This window comes from Massilia violaceinigra, from assembly GCF_002752675.1.
Lineage (GTDB): Bacteria > Pseudomonadota > Gammaproteobacteria > Burkholderiales > Burkholderiaceae_D > Telluria_A > Telluria_A violaceinigra.
The window spans coordinates 7228315-7248056 of sequence record NZ_CP024608.1 but is presented as its reverse complement, the minus strand read 5'-3'; the positions used below and the strand labels follow the sequence as shown (position 1 = coordinate 7248056).

At 64.3% G+C, this 19742-nt stretch carries 15 protein-coding genes and 1 pseudogene; 10 read left to right on the top strand and 6 right to left on the bottom strand.

The window, feature by feature from the left end; genetic code table 11:
• Positions 1-417 precede the first annotated feature (417 nt).
• From CR152_RS31295 to CR152_RS31285, 3 genes are all read left to right on the top strand, one after another.
• Entirely contained in the window at positions 418-978 is a 561-nt protein-coding gene (locus CR152_RS31295; protein ID WP_099881548.1) for a protease inhibitor I9 family protein, read from the top strand.
• The gene (locus CR152_RS31290; RefSeq protein ID WP_099881546.1) at positions 975-2249 is read left to right on the top strand and encodes a S8 family serine peptidase; all 1275 of its coding nucleotides are present in this window, start codon (positions 975-977) and stop codon (positions 2247-2249) included. The genes CR152_RS31295 and CR152_RS31290 overlap by 4 nt, the downstream gene beginning before the upstream one ends.
• A gap of 63 nt (positions 2250-2312) precedes the next feature.
• Positions 2313-2984 carry a glutathione S-transferase family protein gene (locus tag CR152_RS31285; protein ID WP_229413734.1) on the top strand — a complete coding sequence of 224 codons (672 nt, stop codon included), beginning with the start codon at positions 2313-2315 and terminating at the stop codon, positions 2982-2984.
• Here the strand turns inward: CR152_RS31285 and CR152_RS31280 are convergent, their stop codons facing one another.
• Positions 2985-3476: a GNAT family N-acetyltransferase gene (locus CR152_RS31280; protein WP_099881543.1), complete on the bottom strand. Its 492-nt coding sequence runs from the start codon at positions 3474-3476 to the stop codon at positions 2985-2987.
• A gap of 74 nt (positions 3477-3550) precedes the next feature.
• Positions 3551-3754: a transcription antiterminator/RNA stability regulator CspE gene (gene cspE / locus CR152_RS31275; protein WP_010395943.1), complete on the bottom strand. Its 204-nt coding sequence runs from the start codon at positions 3752-3754 to the stop codon at positions 3551-3553.
• Positions 3755-4074: 320 nt separating this feature from the next.
• On the opposite strand from cspE, the gene clpS reads away from it, so the two are divergent.
• Both clpS and clpA read left to right on the top strand, forming a co-directional pair.
• A complete protein-coding gene (clpS, locus tag CR152_RS31270) occupies positions 4075-4377 on the top strand; it encodes an ATP-dependent Clp protease adapter ClpS (RefSeq protein ID WP_099881541.1) in 303 nt (100 codons plus the stop codon).
• A complete protein-coding gene (gene clpA / locus CR152_RS31265; RefSeq protein ID WP_099881539.1) occupies positions 4374-6674 on the top strand; it encodes an ATP-dependent Clp protease ATP-binding subunit ClpA in 2301 nt (766 codons plus the stop codon). Before clpS ends, clpA begins: the two co-directional genes overlap by 4 nt.
• Positions 6675-6740: 66 nt before the next feature.
• Here the strand turns inward: clpA and CR152_RS31260 are convergent, their stop codons facing one another.
• Positions 6741-7031, bottom strand: coding sequence for a hypothetical protein (locus CR152_RS31260; protein WP_099881537.1), 291 nt, complete (start codon positions 7029-7031; stop codon positions 6741-6743).
• Positions 7032-7502: 471 nt separating this feature from the next.
• Between CR152_RS31260 and CR152_RS31255 the strand changes: the two genes are divergently transcribed.
• Positions 7503-9095 carry a phage tail sheath family protein gene (locus CR152_RS31255; RefSeq protein WP_099881535.1) on the top strand — a complete coding sequence of 531 codons (1593 nt, stop codon included), beginning with the start codon at positions 7503-7505 and terminating at the stop codon, positions 9093-9095.
• Between the two features lie 59 nt (positions 9096-9154).
• On the opposite strand, the gene CR152_RS31250 is transcribed toward CR152_RS31255, so the two are convergent.
• The 3 genes and pseudogenes from CR152_RS31250 to prpR all read right to left on the bottom strand — a co-directional run bounded on the left by CR152_RS31250 (position 9155) and on the right by prpR (position 13525).
• Positions 9155-10345, bottom strand: coding sequence for a trans-sulfuration enzyme family protein (locus CR152_RS31250; protein WP_229413732.1), 1191 nt, complete (start codon positions 10343-10345; stop codon positions 9155-9157).
• A pseudogene (locus CR152_RS31245) lies at positions 10342-11719 on the bottom strand (pyridoxal-phosphate dependent enzyme). Before CR152_RS31245 ends, CR152_RS31250 begins: the two are co-directional and overlap by 4 nt.
• Positions 11720-11896: 177 nt before the next feature.
• Positions 11897-13525 carry a propionate catabolism operon regulatory protein PrpR gene (gene prpR, locus CR152_RS31240; RefSeq protein WP_099881532.1) on the bottom strand — a complete coding sequence of 543 codons (1629 nt, stop codon included), beginning with the start codon at positions 13523-13525 and terminating at the stop codon, positions 11897-11899.
• A 228-nt stretch (positions 13526-13753) separates the two neighbouring features.
• Between prpR and prpB the strand changes: the two genes are divergently transcribed.
• Genes prpB through prpF form a run of 4 tightly spaced genes read left to right on the top strand, consistent with a single transcriptional unit; the run spans position 13754 to position 19642 of the window.
• Positions 13754-14638, top strand: coding sequence for a methylisocitrate lyase (gene prpB / locus CR152_RS31235; protein WP_099881530.1), 885 nt, complete (start codon positions 13754-13756; stop codon positions 14636-14638).
• Positions 14639-14669: 31 nt separating this feature from the next.
• Positions 14670-15836 carry a bifunctional 2-methylcitrate synthase/citrate synthase gene (gene prpC / locus CR152_RS31230; protein ID WP_099881528.1) on the top strand — a complete coding sequence of 389 codons (1167 nt, stop codon included), beginning with the start codon at positions 14670-14672 and terminating at the stop codon, positions 15834-15836.
• Positions 15837-15845: 9 nt separating this feature from the next.
• Entirely contained in the window at positions 15846-18443 is a 2598-nt protein-coding gene (gene acnD, locus CR152_RS31225; protein ID WP_099881526.1) for a Fe/S-dependent 2-methylisocitrate dehydratase AcnD, read from the top strand.
• Positions 18443-19642, top strand: a complete 1200-nt coding sequence (gene prpF, locus CR152_RS31220; RefSeq protein ID WP_099881524.1) for a 2-methylaconitate cis-trans isomerase PrpF — start codon at positions 18443-18445, stop codon at positions 19640-19642. The genes acnD and prpF overlap by 1 nt, the downstream gene beginning before the upstream one ends.
• The last annotated feature ends 100 nt before the right edge of the window (positions 19643-19742 follow it).

Here is a 19742-nt window from a genome sequence, read left to right as displayed (position 1 = left end):
TTCGATGGCATGCAAATCCGCTACAACGACGAGCCGCTTTGACGCCGCGAAAATTGGCGAGGAGCGGGCCGCAGAGCTACGATGGGGCCGCGCCATACTTGCCCGCGCGTGGATAATATATTTCCAAAAATGTAAGAATGTTGGAATGGCAATTTGATCATACTTTCCTTGTTGTTGATATTTAAACAACTCAACCTGCATGATTCACCTGATGGAATCTGCTGACCAATACAAGGAAAAAATGACAAAAGTAATTGGCAAACGTGTGTGTGCAATGGTGGTGAGCACTGTGATCGGAGCGGCCGTGCTGCCCGCGGTCGCCAGCGCCCAGAACGGCGGCGCTGCTGGCGCCGATCCGCAACGAAGCCGGCAGCACCCATTACATCGTCCTGTTCGCAGATACGGCCGTGCAGCGCTATGCGGCCAAGGCGGTCAGCGACCCGCGCTTCAGACGCCGAACACGACGGCAAGGTGATGCGCCTGCTGCACGAGGTCGAAGCGGCGCACCGGGTCGCCGCCACCCATGCCTACAGCCACACCCTGCAGGGCTTCGCCGCCTATCTGACCGAGCAGCAGGTGGCGGCGCTGCGGCGCGATGCGCGCATCAAGGCGGTGTCGCCCAACATGCAGGCGGACGCCAGCGCGAATTCGGTGTGGGCCGACGTGCAGGTTGGCGCCAGCACCTTGCCGTGGGGCGTGCAGGCCGTTGGCGGCAGCGCGGCCAGTAACGGCGCCGCCACCGTGTATGTGATCGACAGCGGCATCGGCAACCATGTCGATGTGCCGGTCAGCGCGCGCTGGAATGCTCCCGGCGCCTGCTCGATCGGCAAGTATCCGCATGCGACTTTCGTCGCCGGCATCATCGCAGCCAAGAACGATCACGTCGGCGTTACCGGGGTCAACGCCGGCGCAGGCTGGTCTCGCTCGCTTACGGCGACCCGACGTGCGCTGCGGGCAGCAACAGCTTCGCCAATGTGATTGCCGCACTGGACGAAGCCAAGCGCCGCATCCAGGCCGAGGGCCGCATGGGCGTGGTCAATTTGTCGAGTAACTTCCAGATGGTCAACCTGCCGCCCGACCGCATGCCCCTGGTCGCCGCTTTCCAGAAGAGCGTGCGTGCACTGATCGCGCCGGACAGCGCCACCGGCTACCGTGGCGCGGTGTTCGTGCAGTCGGCCGGCAACCGCTACCGCGACGCCTGCCATTACAGCTTCAATGATCGTCTGCCGTCGGACGGCGCGCTGGTGGTCGGCGCGATCGATAGCAATGGCCAGCCGGCGCAGCCTTTGAATGGCACTGGCGCCTTCCCGCCGCCCGACCCCAAGGGGGCGATCGAAATGGGATCGAATTTCGGCAATTGCGTCGATGCCTGGGCGCCTGGCAAGTACGTCAGGTCGACCTGGATGAACAGCTACGCCTCGACCTATGTGGTCAGTTCCGGCACTTCGTGGGCGGCGCCCCACGTGACCGCGCTGGCCGCGCGCCTGATCGAAACCACGCCGACCCTGCGCACGCCGGGCGAGGTGGAAAACGCGATCCGCGCGCGCCTGGTCAGCGGCGGCGCGCTCACCCAGGGCACGCCGCTGCGGGTGGCGAGCATCGCCGGCGCGGCGCACAAGGCCAAGCCGAGCGTCGAATTCAAGATCGGCAACCAGCTGTCGGCGGCCAACCCGCCCATGCTCGGCGTGGCGCCCAATCCGGCGCTCACAGCCACCAGCGCCTTCGAGCTGCGCTACGATGCGGTCGGTGCGCAAAGCTGCGACATGCGCGCCTATGTCGATGACAATCTGGTCGAGCAGAAGCTGGCCGGCCCGAGCACCTTCAACTGGGGCAGGGTGACGCGCGCTCCGGGCACGCACCGCTGGGATGTGGAGTGCCGCGGCGCCAACGGCGAGACCAATAGCGCCAGCGCCTCGGCCCGGGTGGCGCGCGGCCTGGAGCCGCTCATCACTTTCAGCATCGACGGCGTCGCCATGCCACCACACAGCAGCCACATGATGCAGCCGACCGTGCCCGTCACCGTGTGCTACCAGGCCACCAATGCCACCCGCTGCACGGTGGAGGCGCAGCGCCGTCTGCCGGTGGAGTTCTTCGAGGTGTGGTACGAGAACAAGAAGGCCCCGGCAGCGATGCGCTTTGGGCCACTGAATCTGGTGACCGGCGAATATTTTTGGACTGTCGTGTGTGTCAACAGCTACGCACCGGGCACACCCGAGTCGCGCGCGGTGCAGAGTATTAACGTGATGTAAGGAGAAGGAACGGCGCGCCGCCAGCCGCGGGTGGCGCGCGCTGGCGCGGAACGGTTTATGATCTTGAACAAGATCCTATTTTCGGAGAATGCCGCCGTGTTGACGATTAGTGCTTTTCAGTACGTTCCGCCCTTTGCCCAGGGCGTGGTGCGCGATTTGCGCGTGCGCTGGGCGCTGGAAGAGGCCGGCCTGCTGTATGAAACCCGCCTGATCGGCCCACCGGACCAGCGCTCGCCGGACTACCTCGCGCTGCAGCCCTTCGGGCAGGTGCCGATGATGCAGGATGGCGATCTGACGATGTTCGAGTCGGGCGCCATCGTGCTGCACATCGCGCAGCGCAGCGGCGCCCTGTTTCCCAGGGATGATGCCGGCCGGGCGCGGGCGACCACCTGGATTTTCGCGGCGCTCAATACCGTCGAGATACCACTGCAGCAACTGGCCGCGATCGACCTGTTTTTCGCCGATGAGGAGTGGGCCAAACTGCGCCGCGCGGGTGCGCTCGAGGAGGTGCACAAGCGCCTGGCGCAGCTGGCGGCGTGGCTGGGCGAGCGCGAGTACCTGGACGGCGCGTTCAGCGCGGGCGACCTGATGATGACCACGGTGCTGCGCCTCCTGCGCCACACCACGATTGTCGACGACTATCCCACGCTCAAGGCTTACCAGCTGCGCTGCGAGGCGCGTCCGGCCTTCCAGAAAGCCTTGCGCGACCAGATGGCGGCGTTTGAAAAAACCTGATCAGGCAGGCTTGCCGAGCACCCACTGCACCAGGCGATCGCCGTCGGCATCGATGAGCGTGTGGCCGGCGGCGAAGCCGAGCCGGGCGGCGACGCGCGAAGAGGGCGTATTGTCCTGGTCGATCTGCGCCAGCACCCGTTGTACCGCGCTGTCGGCAAAGGCGATGCGCGCCAGTTCGCGCACGGCAGCCGTGGCGATGCCCTGGCCGCGGCACGCGGGCGCGACGCCATAGCCGATCTCGACCTGGCCGTCGACGGGAATATCCTTGAATCCGCAGGCGCCGACCACCATCTCGTCGTGGGCGCGCAGGATCAGGAAGCTGGCGCACCAGCCGGCGCTTTCGCCCGCTTCCAGCAGGCCGAGCGCGCGCTGCGCGACAAAGGCGGGCGGCAGGGCGCCGGCGGCGGCGCGGGCGGCCAGGCGGTCGGGAATGCGCGACGCGGCAAGCGTGCGCAGGTCGGCAAGGCCGAGAAGCTGTAAGATGATCGTCATGCGGGAAGCATCGGGGAAGAATCGGGGATAAAAAAACCCCGCTCGGAAGCGGGGTTTTTCACATCGGGGATTGCTTATGCAGCCTGGATGTTGGAAGCTTGCTTGCCTTTAGGGCCTTGCGTGACTTCGAATTGAACTTTTTGACCTTCTTTGAGGGTCTTGAAACCGTTCATGTTGATTGCGGAAAAGTGCGCGAACAAATCTTCGCCGCCGTCATCTGGAGTGATGAAGCCAAAACCTTTGGAATCATTGAACCACTTAACTGTACCTGTTGCCATAAAAGAACTTTCAAAATTATAACCAATCACACGAGCCATAAAAGCAAGAAGCTTCTGCCCCCTCCTCAGCCTGCTCACTTCTTATCAACAAGTACATAAGTACAAGTCGATAACCGCATTGTTGGTTGAAAAAATATCCAAGTCAAGCGCTTTTGCGTCGGAATTGCCAAATTCCTCACACTCTGCGAAAAAGCAACTCTTGATTTACCGAATCGGGTCGCCATCTGCGCATAGATCGGAAAACGCGTAAGATGGAAAACAAATGTAAATGCCCTGATATTTACCCATAGCATCATCGTTGAAAGCATTAGAATAAGCGTATGGCCACTAAGCAAGATACCGAACAACTGCTGGAGCGGCAGACGGTCAAGCCGCCGCCGCTGTACCAGGTAGCACTACTGAACGATGACTACACGCCCATGGAGTTTGTGGTCGCCGTCATCCAGGAATACTTCAACAAAGACCGAGAGACGGCCACGCAGATCATGCTGTCCGTCCATCGTCATGGCAAGGGAGTGTGTGGCGTGTTTTCCAAAGATATAGCGTGTACCAAAGTGGAGTTTGTATTAACGCATGCGCGCAAGGCGGGGCACCCCCTGCAGTGCGTGATGGAGGAAGTATGATTGCGCAGGAATTGGAAGTCTCTTTACACATGGCCTTTGTCGAAGCTCGGCAAGCACGGCATGAATTCATCACCGTTGAGCATTTGCTGCTGGCGCTTCTGGACAATCCATCGGCCGCGGAAGTGTTGCGTGCCTGTGCTGTCAACATTGAAGACCTGCGCAAAACGCTGACCAACTTCATCGGCGACAACACCCCGACCGTGCCTGGCACGGGCGAGGTGGACACGCAGCCGACCCTGGGCTTCCAGCGCGTGATTCAACGCGCCATCATGCACGTTCAGTCCGCATCGAACGGCAAGAAGGAAGTCACCGGCGCCAACGTGCTGGTGGCGATCTTCGGCGAAAAAGACTCGCACGCGGTCTACTACCTGCACCAGCAGGGCGTGACCCGCCTCGACGTGGTCAACTTCATTTCGCACGGTGTGCGCAAGGACCAGCAGGTCGACTCGCAAAAAACGTCCGAAGGCGTGGAAGAGGCGCAGGTCGAAGGCCAGGCCAAGGAAAGTCCGCTCGACCAGTTCACGCAGAACCTGAACAAGGCCGCTGCCGAGGGCAAGATCGATCCGCTGATCGGCCGCGAGGACGAAGTGGACCGCGTCATCCAGATTCTTTGCCGCCGCCGCAAGAACAATCCGCTGCTCGTCGGTGAAGCCGGGGTCGGCAAGACCGCGATCGCCGAAGGCCTGGCATGGCGCATCACGCAGGAAGAAGTGCCCGAGATCTTGCAGAATGCCATCGTGTATTCGCTCGACATGGGCGCGCTGCTGGCCGGCACCAAGTACCGCGGCGACTTCGAGCAGCGCCTCAAGGCCGTGCTCAAGCAGCTCAAGGAAACGCCGCACGGCATCCTGTTCATCGACGAGATCCACACGATCATCGGCGCCGGTTCCGCATCGGGCGGCACGCTCGACGCGTCCAACCTGCTCAAGCCGGCGCTCGCCAATGGCCAGCTCAAGTGCATCGGCGCGACCACGTACACGGAATTTCGCGGTGTGTTCGAGAAAGACCACGCGCTGTCGCGCCGCTTCCAGAAGGTCGACGTCAACGAGCCGACCGTCGAACAGACCGTGCAGATCCTGCGCGGCCTCAAGTCGCGCTTCGAAGAGCACCATGGCGTGAAGTATTCGTCGTCGGCGCTCTCCACCGCGGCCGAACTGGCGGCGCGCTTCATCAACGACCGTCATCTGCCCGACAAGGCGATCGACGTCATCGACGAAGCCGGCGCGGCGCAACGTATCTTGCCGAAGTCGAAGCAAAAGAAAACCATCGGCAAGGCCGAGATCGAGGACATCATCGCCAAGATCGCGCGCATCCCGCCGCAAACCGTCAACCAGGACGACCGCAGCAAGCTGCAGACCATTGACCGCGACCTGCGCAACGTCGTGTTCGGCCAGGAGCCTGCCATCGATGCGCTGTCGTCGGCGATCAAGATGGCGCGTGCCGGCCTGGGCAAGACCGACAAGCCGATCGGTTCCTTCCTGTTCTCCGGCCCCACGGGCGTCGGCAAGACCGAGGTGGCCAAGCAGCTGGCCTTCATCCTCGGCATCGAGCTGATTCGCTTCGACATGTCGGAGTACATGGAACGCCACGCCGTCAGCCGCCTGATCGGCGCGCCGCCGGGCTACGTCGGTTTCGACCAGGGTGGTTTGCTGACCGAAGCCATCACCAAGAAGCCGCACGCGGTGCTGCTGCTCGACGAGATCGAGAAAGCGCATCCGGATATCTTCAATATCCTGCTGCAGGTGATGGACCATGGCACGCTGACCGATAACAATGGCCGCAAGGCGGACTTCCGCAACGTGATCATCATCATGACGACCAATGCCGGCGCCGAAAGCCTGACCAAACGCTCGATGGGCTTTACCGACTCCAAGGCGGCGGGCGACGAGATGGCCGACATCAAGCGCATGTTCACGCCGGAGTTCCGCAACCGGATCGACGCCACCATCAGCTTCCGCGCACTGGACGAAGAAATCATCCTGCGCGTGGTCGACAAGTTCCTCATGCAGCTGGAAGAACAGCTGCACGAGAAGAAGGTCGAAGCCATCTTCACCGAGAAACTGCGCAAGTTCCTCGCGAAGAAAGGGTTCGATCCGCAGATGGGTGCACGGCCGATGGCGCGCCTGATCCAGGACATGATCCGCAAGGCGCTGGCCGACGAACTGCTGTTCGGCCGCCTGGTCAGCGGCGGCCGGGTCACGGTCGACATGGACGAGAAAGATGCGGTCACGCTCGAATTCCCCGAGTCCGACGCTGCTCCTCCACCGGCGGCACCGGAAACGGTCGAAATCGAATAAGCACCGGCAGCAAGCAAAAAGCCCGCAGACGATGCGGGCTTTTTTTATGGCTGCGGCAAATGGCCCTCAGCGCAGGCGCCCGACATCGCTTTGCAGGGCGGCGGCAGGCGCGCTCTGGGCTGCCGCAGCGCGCCTCGGCGCCTCGGCCGCCGCCGGTGCTGGCATGGGCTGGGCCGGCGGCGCGCGTGCCAGCAACGGCGTTTTGAGCGTCGCCACGTACAATCCCGCCTCGCCAGCATCGATGCCTTGCAAATGCGCGCCGATCAGCCGCACGTCGCCGGTTTCCCTGGCGGTGGCCAATCCCGGCACATGACGGCAATAAGCCGGATCGATGTGCATATATTCGATAGCGGTCACCCGGTCTTGCTAGCGGCGCAATATCACATGCAAGTACGACATCAGTGCCAAAGCCTGTGTTCCCGGTCGGCGAGGGTGATCTGAACGGTCGTGGTCATCAATCGAATCCTTTATGGTGCAATGCATGGCAGCACCATTTGTCGGATAAACAACTTATCTGCATGGTTATCTGCACATCGCATGCCAGCTTATCCAGACTAATAGCGCCGGATTAACCCGTCTTGCATAGATTTCTCAACGTTGGTGGGCAAACACGCACACCGTGTGTGCACCAAAACGTTGCCTAAGTTTCATTAATACGCCGGGTTTTGATTCCGTTTGCAGCGTTGTCAAGCCTATAGCGCAAGACTATTGCCGAGTTCGCTAGCTCTATTGATAAATGTCAAAGGTATCGTTTTCAGGAAGCATCTAATAGCTAGGTCGCGGCGAATTACGGCCGCTGTAAATGTAAATACGAAACAGGAGGTCTCCATGCATGCCGCACTGAGCTACGCCAGCGCCGCTCCCGAGCAGCTATCCGCCGCGCTGCATCCGATTGCCGGTGTGGCCACGTCGGTCACCGCATTTGTCGGACGCGCCTTGCGCGGCCCGGTCGACGAACCGGTCGCCATCGCCAGTTTCGCCGAATTCAAACGCCAGTTCGGCGGCCTGTGGGGCGACAGCTCCCTGGGCTACGCCGTCCGCGATTTCTTTTTGAATGGCGGCGGCAAAGCCGTCATCGTGCGCCTGTACCGCGCGCCGGCGCCGCAGCACGGCGTGGTGCGCAGCCACGCCATCCTGCGCGCCGGCGCCCTGACGCTGCAGGCACGCGATCCCGGCGCCTGGGGCAATGCGCTGCAGGCGCGCGTCGACCACGAGCTGCTCTCGGGCGACCCGCACAGCTTCAACCTGTCGGTGCGCGACAGCGTCACCGGCCACGTGGAGGTATTTCGCAATGTGTCGGTGGGCGCATCCCACCCGCGCCGGGTCGACCTGGTCCTGCGCAGCATTTCGCGCCTGGTGACGATGAACGGCAGCCTGCCCGCCGAACGCCCGGCCTGCGATCCGCGTCCCGCGGGCGAGCACGGCGACGCCTGGGACAGCGGCGCGACCAGCAATACCCGCGTGAGCGCGGCCGACCGCGCGGCCGACGAACTGCCGCTCACCCTGGCGGAGTTCATCGGCAGCGGCAAGCTGGCCGCCCGGGCCGGGCTGTATGCGCTGGCGCGGGCCGACCTGTTTAATCTGCTGTGCATTCCGCCGTACCTCGACAACGGCGGCGACCTGCTCGACGGCGGCGTCGACGATGCGCTGGTGGCCGAAGCGGCCGCCTATTGCGAGCGGCGCCGCGCCATGTTCCTGGTCGATCCGCCGCCCGCCTGGAACAACGTCGACAACGCCGTCGAAGGCGTCGCCGCGCTTGGCACCAGCAGCCGCAATGCCGCGCTGTTCTTCCCGCGCCTGCTGCAGCCGGTCGACCAGCGCGGCGGCCGGCTCACGCGACTGGTGCCGTGCGGCGCGGTGGCCGGCATTATCGCCCGCACCGATCACCAGCGCGGCGTGTGGAAGGCGCCGGTCGGCATGGATACGACGCTGGTGGGCGTGCCGGCACTGAGCGTGCCGGTGAGCGACAGCGACAGCGCCATGCTCAACCCGCTCGGCATCAACTGCCTGCGCAGCATGCCGGGGGCGGGGCGCATTGTGTGGGGCGCGCGCACCCTGCACGACGACGACCCCGATGGCGCGCAGTGCAAATGCATGCCGGTGCGGCGCACCGCGCTGTTTATCGAAGAGAGTCTGGTGCGCGGCACGCGCTGGGTGATGTTCGAACCGAACGACGACCAGTTATGGGCCCAGGTCCGCCTGAGCATCCACACCTTCATGGTCGGCCTGTTCCGCCAGGGCGCGTTCCAGGGCAAGGCGCCGCACGAAGCCTTTTTTGTCAGCTGCGGGCCGGAGACGACCACGCAGGACGATGTCGAGCACGGGGTGGTCAACATCACCGTCGGCTTCGCGCCGCTCAAGGCCGGCCAGTTCGTGCTGGTGCACGTCCAGCAGGCCGCCGGCCAGGTGCGCAGCCACTGATCGGCTGCACGCGCGGCACCGCCTTCATCTGCGAGGGCGATGCCGGCAGCTGAGAAACCTCAGATTGCCGCGAGCGCGGCGCGCAAGTCGCCGCGCAGGTCTTCCACGTGCTCCACGCCGACCGACAGGCGCACCAGCCCATCGCTGATGCCCAGTAGCGCGCGCTGCGCCGGCGGAATGGTCGCATGCGTCATGAGGGCAGGGTGCTCGATCAGGCTTTCGACGCCGCCCAGGCTCTCGGCCAGGGTGAACACTTCGCAGCGTTCCAGGAAGCGGCGCGCGCCGGCCAGGTCGGTATTGAGCTGCAGCGAGATGATGCCGCCGAAGCCGTTCATCTGGCGCTTGGCCAGTGCGTGCTGCGGATGCGATGCCAGGCCCGGGTAGTACACCCGGCCGACCTTCGGCTCTTTCTCCAGCCATTCGGCCAGGTCCAGCGCGCTGGCGCAGTGGCGTTCCAGGCGCAGCGCCAGCGTCTTGATGCCGCGCAGGACCAGGAAGCTGTCGAACGGGCCCTGGATCGCCCCCACCGAATTTTGCAAAAAGCCCAGCTGCTCGGCCCATGCCGCCTGATGCTCGCCAGCGCCCACCACGGCAATGCCGCCGATGACATCCGAATGGCCGTTCATGTACTTGGTCGTCGAGTGCACCACGATGTCCATGCCCAGTTCCAGCGGACGCTGGACGATCGGACTGGCGAAGGTGTTGTCGCACACCGAAATGATGCCGCGCGCGCGGCAGATGTCGCCGATGGCTTTCAGGTCGGCCAGCTTGAGCATCGGGTTGGTCGGCGTTTCGACCCACACCATGCGCGTTTCCGGACGCAGCGCCGCCAGCAGGGCGGCCGGATCGGTCAGGTCCACATACGTAAAATCGTGGCCCGCGCTGCGCCGGCGCACGCGCTCGAACAGGCGGTAGGTGCCGCCGTACATATCGTCGCCGGCGATGATGTGCGAGCCGGCGTCGGCCAGTTCCAGCACGGTCGAAATGGCGGCCAGGCCGGAGGCGAAGGCGAACGCCTGCGCGCCGCCTTCCAGGTCGGCCACCCAGCGCTCCAGCGCCCAGCGGGTCGGGTTGTGCGAACGGCCGTAATCGAGGCCCTTGTGCACGCCCGGGCTTTCCTGCACGTAGGTGGAGGTGGCGTAGATCGGCGGCATGACCGCGCCGGTCGACGGATCGGGCGACTGGCCGCCATGGATCACGCGCGTGGAGAGGTGTTTTTTGCTGGTGGAGTCGGTCACGGGTTTATTCACGATAGGGTCCTGCGCAAGTGGTTAAGAAGGTCGAAGCGGGTAATCAGGCCGTAAAAATGGCCTTCGTCGCTGATCACGGCAGTCAGGCCGCGGTCGAGTATATCGCGCAGGTCGGCCATGCTGGCGGATGGGCGCAATGTCTGCAGTTCGGATGTCATGGTGCTGCCGACCTGGTCGCGAAAGCGGGTGGCGTCGCCCGTCACATGCAGCAGCAGGTCCGACTCGTCGAGGATGCCGGCCAGGCGGCCATTGTCGATCACCGGCAGCTGCGCCAGGTCGGCGCTGCGCATGCGGTTGAACGCCGTGAGCAGCGTGTCGGACGGCGCCACGGTGACCACGTCGCCATCGTCGAAGCGGCGGCCGATCAGGTCGCGCAGGTCGCCCAGGGCAGGGCGCTGCAGCAGGCCCTGGTCGACCATCCAGCCGTCGCTGTACACCTTGGTCAGGTAGCGCGTGCCGGTGTCGCAGACAAAAGTAACCACGTTTTTCGGCGTCGTCTGCGCGCGGCAGTAGCGCAGCGCGGCAGCCAGCAGGGTGCCGCTGGACGAACCGGCCAGGATGCCTTCTTCGCGCAGCAGCATGCGCGCGCTGCCGAAGCTGTCTTCATCGCTGATGGTGTAGGCGCTTTTCACGCGCGACAGGTCGGCGATGGCGGGAATGAAGTCTTCGCCGATGCCTTCCACCGCCCACGAGCCGGCGTCGTCGCGCAGCACGCCGGTGTTGATGTAGTCGGCCAGGATCGAACCCTCGGGATCGGCCAGCACGAATTCCAGGTCGGGCTGCACCGTTTCAAAATAGCGCGACAGACCGCTCAGGGTACCGGACGAGCCGACGCCGACCACGATGGCGTCGATGTCGTGGCCGGTCTGCTCCCACAGCTCCGGGCCGGTAGTAGTCTGGTGTGCGAGCGGGTTGGCCGGGTTGTTGAACTGGTCGGCAAACCACGAGCCGGGAATCTCGCGCGCCAGGCGCGCCGCGTAATCCTGGTAATACTCCGGATGACCCTTGCCGACATCGGAGCGGGTCAGGTGGATTTCGGCGCCCAAGGCTTTGAGGTGCAGGATTTTTTTCGATCGCCATTTTGTCGGGCACGACCAGCACCACGCGGTAGCCTTTCAGGCGCGCGACCAGGGCCAGGCCGAGGCCCGTATTGCCGGCGGTGGCTTCGACCACGACGCCACCGGGTTTCAGGCTGCCGTCGGCTTCAGCCGCTTCGATCATGGCGCGCCCGATGCGGTCCTTGATGGAGCCGCCGGGGTTTTGCGATTCGAGTTTGAGGAACAGGCGGCACGGGCCGGTGTCGATGCGGGTCACTTCGATCAGCGGGGTGTTGCCGATCAGGGAAAACAGGGCGGGCTGCGTTGTAGATGACATGAGAACCTCCGAAAGCCGGTTCCGGCAGCCTCGTGGGCAGCCGCTCCGGCGGAAAAAGGGCGGATCATAGGCGCGTCTTTACGGCATTGGAACGAATGATTTTATGCTTCGATATACGAATTCTGATGCGATTTGCTCAAGTCACGCGCGGTTCAATGAGAGGTGGAACCCGCACACCTATATTCCGTCGTTCCCGCGCAGGCGGGAACCCAATTTAAGCTTGCGCCACAACGTGGTCCGGCTGATGCCCAGATGCGCGGCCGCCTCGTCGCGCCGGCCGCCGAAACGCGCTAAAACCTGCTCCACCGTTTCGGCCGCCGGCACCTGCACGGCCAGCGCCGCCTGAATGTCCCGGCCCAATTCCGGCGCAACCGACAGCACAAACGCCGGCGTCAATGCCTGCAAAGGCTCGGCCGCCAGAAACAGCGCCACCCGTTCCATCAGGTTGCGCAGTTCGCGCACATTTCCCGGCCAGCCGTAGCGCTCCAGCAGCGGCGCGCAGCCCGCCATCTCCGCATGCAGATTGGGATGCGGCCGCGCGCCCAGCGCCGCCAGCGCATTCTTGAGCGACCACTCGGCCAGCGCCACCACGTCTGCACTGCGTTCGCGCAGCGGCGGTAACGACAGCCGCAGTACCGCCAGCCGGAAAAACAGATCGGCCCGAAAGCGTCCCTCGCGCACCCGCTGTTCCAGGTCGCAGTGGGTGGCGCAGACAACCCGTACATTGATCGCAACCGGGCGCGTGCCGCCGACCCGCACCACCTCGCGCTCTTCGAGCACACGCAGCAGGCGCGTTTGCAGCGGCAGCGGCATTTCGCCGATCTCGTCGAGGAACAGCGTGCCGCGGTTGGCTGCTTCGAACAAGCCCGCGTGGCCGCCGCGGCGCGCGCCGGTGAACGCACCTTCCTCGTGTCCGAACAGTTCCGATTCCAGCAGCGACTCGGCCACCGCGCCGCAGTTGATGGCCACGAACGGCCGGTTTGCACCCAGGCTGCGCGGGCTTTCGCGGTGAATCGCCTGCGCCACCAGCTCCTTGCCGGTGCCGGTTTCGCCCTGGATCAGCACCGTGGCGGGCGAGCGCGCATACAGGACCACCGCCTGGCGTACGGTCTCCATCGCTTGCGATTCGCCACGCAAATCGTTCAGGCCATGCCGGGTACGCAAGGTGTCGGCGACCACCGGACGCCGGCCGCTGTTCGATTCGAGCTGGGTCAGGCGCGCCAGTTCGAGCGCATCGTCGAAGGCCTGGCGGATCGACGCGGCCGAATACACGAATACGCCGGTCAGTCCCGCTTCCTCGGCCAGGTCGGTGATCAGGCCCGCGCCGACGATCGCCTCGATCCCGGCCGCTTTCAGGTCGTTGATCTGGGCGCGCGCGTCTTCTTCGGTGACGTAGGTGCGCTGCGCGATGGAAAAGCCGAACGTGCCGGCGAATTCGGCCAGTTCGGGCAGCTGCTGCTGGTAGGTGATGACGCCGATACGCGCCGATACGCGGCGCGCGCGCGCCAGCGCCTGCATCATGTCGAAACCGCTGGCCTTGGCGATCACCACCGGCACCGACACGCGGCCTTTCAGGTAAGCCGCGTTCGAGCCGGCCGCGATCACCACGTCGCAGCGTTCGTTGGCCATGCGCTCGCGGATATGGCGGGCGGCGTCGTCGAAGCCAAGGTTGACGGGCTCGATCGCCGCCAGGTGGTCGTATTCGAGCGTGATGTCGCGAAAAAGGTCGGACAGGCGCGACACGGAAACGGTCCAGATGACCGGCTTGTCGTGGGCCTCGCCAGCAGTGCGGGAAGAATAGGACATGTTTCAATTGTACCGTATTCGTGTTTCGATGTTTCACGATGAAACACGCGTGAAACATGCTTGTCTAGCACTATTTCCGATAGGCTCGTTTTGATTTATCGCAAGCTATTGAATGTAAAGCCGTTTCCGGCATTCCCTCTCTGTTCATGGGCCTTCAGCATCGGTGGCACGCTGCTTGCAATGCTGTCAGGGTTGTCTGTTTAACGCATCATCCCCAGGAGAAACGTAATGAGAGAATCACGAGGCGCGATGTTCCGCCGCGCAGTCCAGGAAGAGTCCCCATTGCAGGTCGTCGGCACCATCACCGCCTACACCGCGCGCATGGCCGAACAAACCGGCTACAAGGCCGTGTACCTGTCCGGTGGCGGCGTGGCCGCCAACTCCCTCGGCATGCCGGACCTCGGCATCAGCACCATGGACGACGTGATTACCGATGCCCAGCGCATCACCGACACCTGCGGCCTGCCGCTGATGGTCGACATCGACACCGGCTGGGGCGGCGCCTTCAACATCGCGCGCACGATCCGTCACATGATCCGCGCCGACGTGGCTGCGGTGCACATGGAAGACCAGGTTTCGGCCAAGCGCTGCGGCCACCGCCCGGGCAAGGAGATCGTCAGCAAGGCAGAAATGGTCGACCGCATCAAGGCCGCCGTGGACGCCCGCCATGACGAAAGCTTCGTCATCATGGCGCGCACCGATTCGCTCGCCGTCGAAGGCTTGAACGCCGCCATCGACCGCGCCTGCGCTTATGTTGAAGCGGGCGCCGACATGATCTTCCCGGAAGCGATCACCAAACTGGAGATGTACAGCCAGGTGCGCGACGCGGTCAAGGTGCCGATCCTCGCCAACCTGACCGAATTCGGCGCGACGCCCCTGTTCACGCTCGACGAACTGCGCTCGGCCAAGGTCGATATCGCCCTGTACTGCTGCGGCGCCTACCGCGCCATGAACGCGGCGGCCCTGAATTTCTACAAGACGCTGCGCGCCGAAGGCACCCAGAAAAACGTCGTCGCGACCATGCAAAGCCGCATGGAGCTGTACGACTACCTTGGCTACCACGAGTACGAGCAAAAGCTCGACTCGCTGTTCGCCCAGGGTAAAGAAAAGTAATCACACTACACAGAAGAATCGCGGAGTTCACATGACTGACATCACCACGCCGGCCGAAGCCGTTCCATTCAAGCCGAAAAAATCGGTCGCGCTGTCCGGCGTCACCGCCGGTAACACTGCACTGTGCTCGGTCGGCAAGACCGGCAACGACCTGCACTACCGCGGCTACGACATCCTCGACGTCGCCGACAGCTGCGAGTTCGAAGAAATCGCCTACCTGCTGGTGCACGGCAAACTGCCGAACGACGGCGAACTGCGTGGCTACAAGGCGCACCTGAAATCGATGCGCGGCCTGCCGCAGGCGGTCAAGAGCGCGCTCGAAGCGCTGCCGGCATCGAGCCATCCGATGGACGTGATGCGCACCGGCGTGTCCACCCTCGGCTGCGTACTGCCAGAAAAAGACGACCATAATGTGCCCGGCGCGCGCTCGATCGCCGACCGCCTGATGGCGTCTTTCGGCTCGATGCTGCTGTACTGGTACCACTTCAGCCACAACGGCCGCCGCATCGAAACCGAAACCGACGACGACTCGATCGGTGGCCACTTCCTGCACCTGCTGCACGGCGTCAAGCCGCCAGAGGCCTGGGTCAAGGCGATGCACACCTCGCTGATCCTGTATGCGGAGCACGAGTTCAATGCTTCGACCTTCACCGCGCGCGTGATCGCCGGCACCGGTTCCGACATCCACTCGGCCATCACCGGCGCGATCGGCGCGCTGCGCGGTCCGAAGCACGGCGGCGCCAACGAAGTCGCGCTCGATATCCAGAAGCGCTACGAGAACCCGGACGAAGCCGAAGCCGACATCCGCAACCGCGTCGCCAACAAGGAAGTCGTGATCGGCTTCGGCCACCCGGTCTACACCGTGTCCGACCCGCGCAATAAAGTGATCAAGGAAGTGGCGCGTTCGCTGTCCGAAAGCGCCGGTTCGACCAAGATGTTCGACATCGCCGAGCGGCTGGAAACCGTCATGTGGGAAGTCAAGAAGATGTTCCCGAACCTGGACTGGTTCTCCGCCGTGTCGTACCACATGATGGGCGTGCCGACCGCGATGTTTACGCCGCTGTTCGTGATTTCGCGCACCTCCGGCTGGGCCGCCCACGTGATCGAGCAGCGCATCGACAACAAGATTATCCGCCCGAGCGCAAACTACGTCGGCCCGGACGACCTGACGTTCGTGCCGCTGGCCGAGCGCAAGTAAGGATCTGATATGAACACGAATCACCGCAAGAACCTGCCGGGCACCAAACTCGATTTCTTCGACGCGCGCGCCGCGGTCGACGCCATCGAGCCTGGCGCTTACTACAAGCTGCCGTACACCTCGCGCGTGCTGGCCGAAAACCTGGTGCGCCGTTGCGACCCTGCGACCTTGAACGCCTCGCTGGGTCAACTGATCGAGCGCAAGCGCGACCTTGACTTCCCGTGGTTTCCGGCGCGCGTGGTTTGCCACGACATCCTCGGCCAGACCGCGCTGGTCGACTTGGCCGGCCTGCGCGACGCGATTGCCCTGCAGGGCGGTGATCCGGCCCTGGTCAACCCGGTGGTGCCGACCCAGCTGGTGGTCGACCACTCGCTGGCAGTCGAATGCGGCGGGTTCGATCCCGACGCGTTCGACAAGAACCGTGCCATCGAGGATCGCCGCAATGAAGACCGTTTCGACTTCATCAACTGGACCAAGAAAGCGTTCAAGAACGTTGACGTCATCCCGCCGGGTAACGGCATCCTGCATCAGATTAATCTGGAGCGCATGTCGCCGGTGGTCCAGGTGCAGGGCGGCGTGGCCTTTCCGGACACCCTGGTCGGCACCGACTCGCACACCCCGATGGTCGACGCGCTCGGCGTGATCGCGATCGGCGTTGGCGGCCTGGAAGCCGAAAGCGTGATGCTGGGCCGCGCCTCGTGGATGCGCCTGCCGGACATCATCGGCGTCGAACTGACCGGCAAACCGCAGCCGGGCATCACCGCCACCGACACGGTGCTGGCGCTGACCGAATTCCTGCGCCAACAGAAGGTCGTGTCGTCCTATCTCGAATTCTACGGCGAAGGCGCTGCACACCTGACCCTGGGCGACCGCGCGACGATCTCCAACATGGCGCCGGAGTATGGGTCGACTGCCGCGATGTTCTACATCGACGAGCAGACCATCAAGTACCTCAAGCTCACCGGCCGCGACGACGAACTGGTCAAGCTGGTCGAGCTGTATGCGAAGCACACCGGTTTGTGGGGCGAGTCGCTCAAGAGCGCCGAGTACGAGCGTGTACTGAGCTTCGACCTGTCGTCGGTGGTGCGCACCATCGCCGGCCCGTCCAATCCGCACAACCGCGTGCCGACGTCGGAACTGGCCGCACGCGGCATCAGCGGCGTGGTCGAAAACGAACCGGGCCTGATGCCCGACGGCGCCGTCATCATCGCGGCCATTACCAGCTGCACCAACACCAACAACCCGCGCAACATGATCGCCGCCGGCCTGATCGCGCGTAACGCCAACAAGCTTGGCCTGACGCGCAAGCCCTGGGTCAAGAGTTCGCTGGCGCCAGGCTCCAAGGCCGTCACCCTGTACCTGGAAGACGCTGGCCTGATGCGCGAACTCGAAACGCTCGGCTTCGGTGTCGTCGCTTACGCCTGCACCACCTGCAACGGCATGTCCGGGGCGCTCGATCCTGTGATTCAAAAGGAAGTGGTGGAGCGCGACCTGTACGCGACCGCCGTCCTGTCGGGCAACCGCAACTTCGACGGGCGCATCCACCCGTACGCGAAACAGGCATTCCTGGCGTCGCCGCCGCTGGTGGTGGCCTACGCGATCGCCGGCACGATCCGATTCGACATCGAGAAGGACGTGCTGGGCATCGGTGCCGACGGCAAACCGGTCACGCTCAAGGATATCTGGCCGAGCGACGAGGAGATCGACGCACTGGTGGCGTCCAGCGTCAAGCCGGCGCACTTCCACAAGGTCTACATTCCGATGTTCGCCAAGCAGGAAGACGACGGCATCAAGGTCAGCCCGCTGTACGACTGGCGTCCGAATACCACCTACATCCGCCGTCCGCCGTACTGGGAAGGCGCGCTGGCCGGTGCGCGCACGCTGGCCGGCATGCGTCCGCTCGCGGTCCTGGGCGACAACATCACCACCGACCACCTGTCGCCGTCGAACGCGATCATGCTCGATTCCGCAGCCGGCGAATACCTGGCGAAAATGGGCCTGCCGGAGGAAGACTTCAACTCCTACGCCACCCATCGCGGCGACCACCTGACCGCGCAACGCGCCACCTTCGCCAATCCGACCCTGAAAAACGAAATGGTCGTGGTGGACGGTAAGGTCAAGGCAGGCTCGCTGGCCCGCATCGAACCGGAAGGCACGGTCACCCGCATGTGGGAAGCGATCCAGACCTACATGGAGCGCAAGCAGCCGCTGATCATCATTGCCGGCGCCGACTACGGCCAGGGTTCCTCGCGCGACTGGGCCGCCAAGGGCGTGCGCCTGGCCGGCGTGGAAGCCATCGTCGCAGAAGGCTTCGAGCGCATCCACCGCACCAACCTGGTGGGCATGGGCGTGCTGCCGCTGGAGTTCGAACCTGGCGTGAACCGCATCACCCTGGCGATCGACGGCAGCGAAACCTTCAGCGTGCTGGGCGATCGTACCCCGCGCGCCACGCTCACACTGGTGATCACGCACGTCTCCGGCGACACGGTCGAAGTGCCGGTCATCTGCCGCCTGGACACCGCCGAAGAAGTGGCGATCTACGAAGCCGGCGGCGTGCTGCAGCGCTTCGCCCAGGACTTCCTCGAATCGACCGTGAAGGAAGCATGATGGCGCACCTGCCTCAAATCCGGATTCCCGCCACGTATATGCGCGGCGGCACCAGCAAGGGAGTGTTCTTCCGCCTGCAAGACCTGCCCGAAGCGGCGCAGGTGGCCGGCGCCGCGCGCGACGCGCTGCTGCTGCGCGTGATCGGCAGCCCCGACCCCTACGGCAAGCAGATCGACGGCATGGGCGGCGCCACGTCGAGCACCAGCAAGACGGTGATTTTGTCCAAGAGCGCAAGGCCCGATCACGATGTCGACTACCTGTTCGGCCAGGTCGCCATCGACAAGGCCTTCGTCGACTGGAGCGGCAACTGCGGCAACCTGTCGGCGGCCGTCGGCTCGTTCGCCATCGGCGCGGGGCTGGTCGATGGCGCCCGCATTCCGCACAATGGCGTGGCCGTGGTGCGCATCTGGCAGGCCAACATCGGCAAGACCATCATCGCGCACGTGCCGGTCACGGGCGGCGCGGTACAGGAAACTGGCGCCTTCGAGCTCGATGGCGTCACCTTTCCGGCCGCCGAAGTGCAGCTCGAATTCATGGACCCGGCGGCCGAGGAAGAGGGGGCCGGCGGCGCCATGTTCCCGACCGGGCACGTGGTCGACGACCTGGACGTGCCGGGATTGGGCACGCTCAGGGCCACGATGATCAACGCCGGCATCCCGACCATTTTCGTCGATGCGCAGGCCATCGGCTACACCGGCACCGAGCTGCAGGACGCGATCAACGGCGACCCGAAGGCGCTGGCCATGTTCGAATCGATCCGTGCGCACGGGGCAGTGCGCATGGGCCTCATCAAGCATGTCGACGAAGCGGCGACGCGCCAGCACACGCCCAAGGTGGCGTTCGTGGCGCCGCCAAGCGCCTACGTGTCCTCGAGCGGCAAGCAGGTTGCCGCGGCCGATATCGACCTGCTGGTGCGCGCCATGTCGATGGGGAAGCTGCACCACGCAATGATGGGCACCGCTGCCGTGGCCATCGGCACGGCGGCAGCCATCCCCGGCACCCTGGTCAGCCTGGCCGCCGGCGGCGGCGAGCGCAGCGCGGTACGCTTCGGCCATCCGTCCGGCACCCTGCGCGTGGGCGCCGAAGCGACCCAGGTCGATGGCGACTGGCGCGTCGCCAAAGCCATCATGAGCCGCAGCGCGCGCGTGCTGATGGAAGGATGGGTGCGGGTACCCGGCGACGCCTTCCGAGGCCTCTGACGCCCTTCCACCGTCCGCGATGACGATCTGTCAAGGCCCGCCACGCACCCCGCGTGGCGGGCCTGTCTGTTTTTTGGCGTTTTCGCCAATATCGGCCCAA

Excerpts from the sequence above, each read along its gene's own strand:
- CR152_RS31295 (WP_099881548.1), top strand. The coding sequence starts at position 418 with ATGCGGCCAAGGCGGTCAGCGACCCGCGCTTCAGACGCCGAACACGAC.
- CR152_RS31280 (WP_099881543.1), bottom strand. The coding sequence starts at position 3,476 with ATGACGATCATCTTACAGCTTCTCGGCCTTGCCGACCTGCGCACGCTT.
- cspE (WP_010395943.1), bottom strand. The coding sequence starts at position 3,754 with ATGGCAACAGGTACAGTTAAGTGGTTCAATGATTCCAAAGGTTTTGGC.
- clpS (WP_099881541.1), top strand. The coding sequence starts at position 4,075 with ATGGCCACTAAGCAAGATACCGAACAACTGCTGGAGCGGCAGACGGTC.
- clpA (WP_099881539.1), top strand. The coding sequence starts at position 4,374 with ATGATTGCGCAGGAATTGGAAGTCTCTTTACACATGGCCTTTGTCGAA.
- CR152_RS31255 (WP_099881535.1), top strand. The coding sequence starts at position 7,503 with ATGCATGCCGCACTGAGCTACGCCAGCGCCGCTCCCGAGCAGCTATCC.
- prpR (WP_099881532.1), bottom strand. The coding sequence starts at position 13,525 with ATGTCCTATTCTTCCCGCACTGCTGGCGAGGCCCACGACAAGCCGGTC.
- prpB (WP_099881530.1), top strand. The coding sequence starts at position 13,754 with ATGAGAGAATCACGAGGCGCGATGTTCCGCCGCGCAGTCCAGGAAGAG.
- prpC (WP_099881528.1), top strand. The coding sequence starts at position 14,670 with ATGACTGACATCACCACGCCGGCCGAAGCCGTTCCATTCAAGCCGAAA.
- acnD (WP_099881526.1), top strand. The coding sequence starts at position 15,846 with ATGAACACGAATCACCGCAAGAACCTGCCGGGCACCAAACTCGATTTC.
- prpF (WP_099881524.1), top strand. The coding sequence starts at position 18,443 with ATGGCGCACCTGCCTCAAATCCGGATTCCCGCCACGTATATGCGCGGC.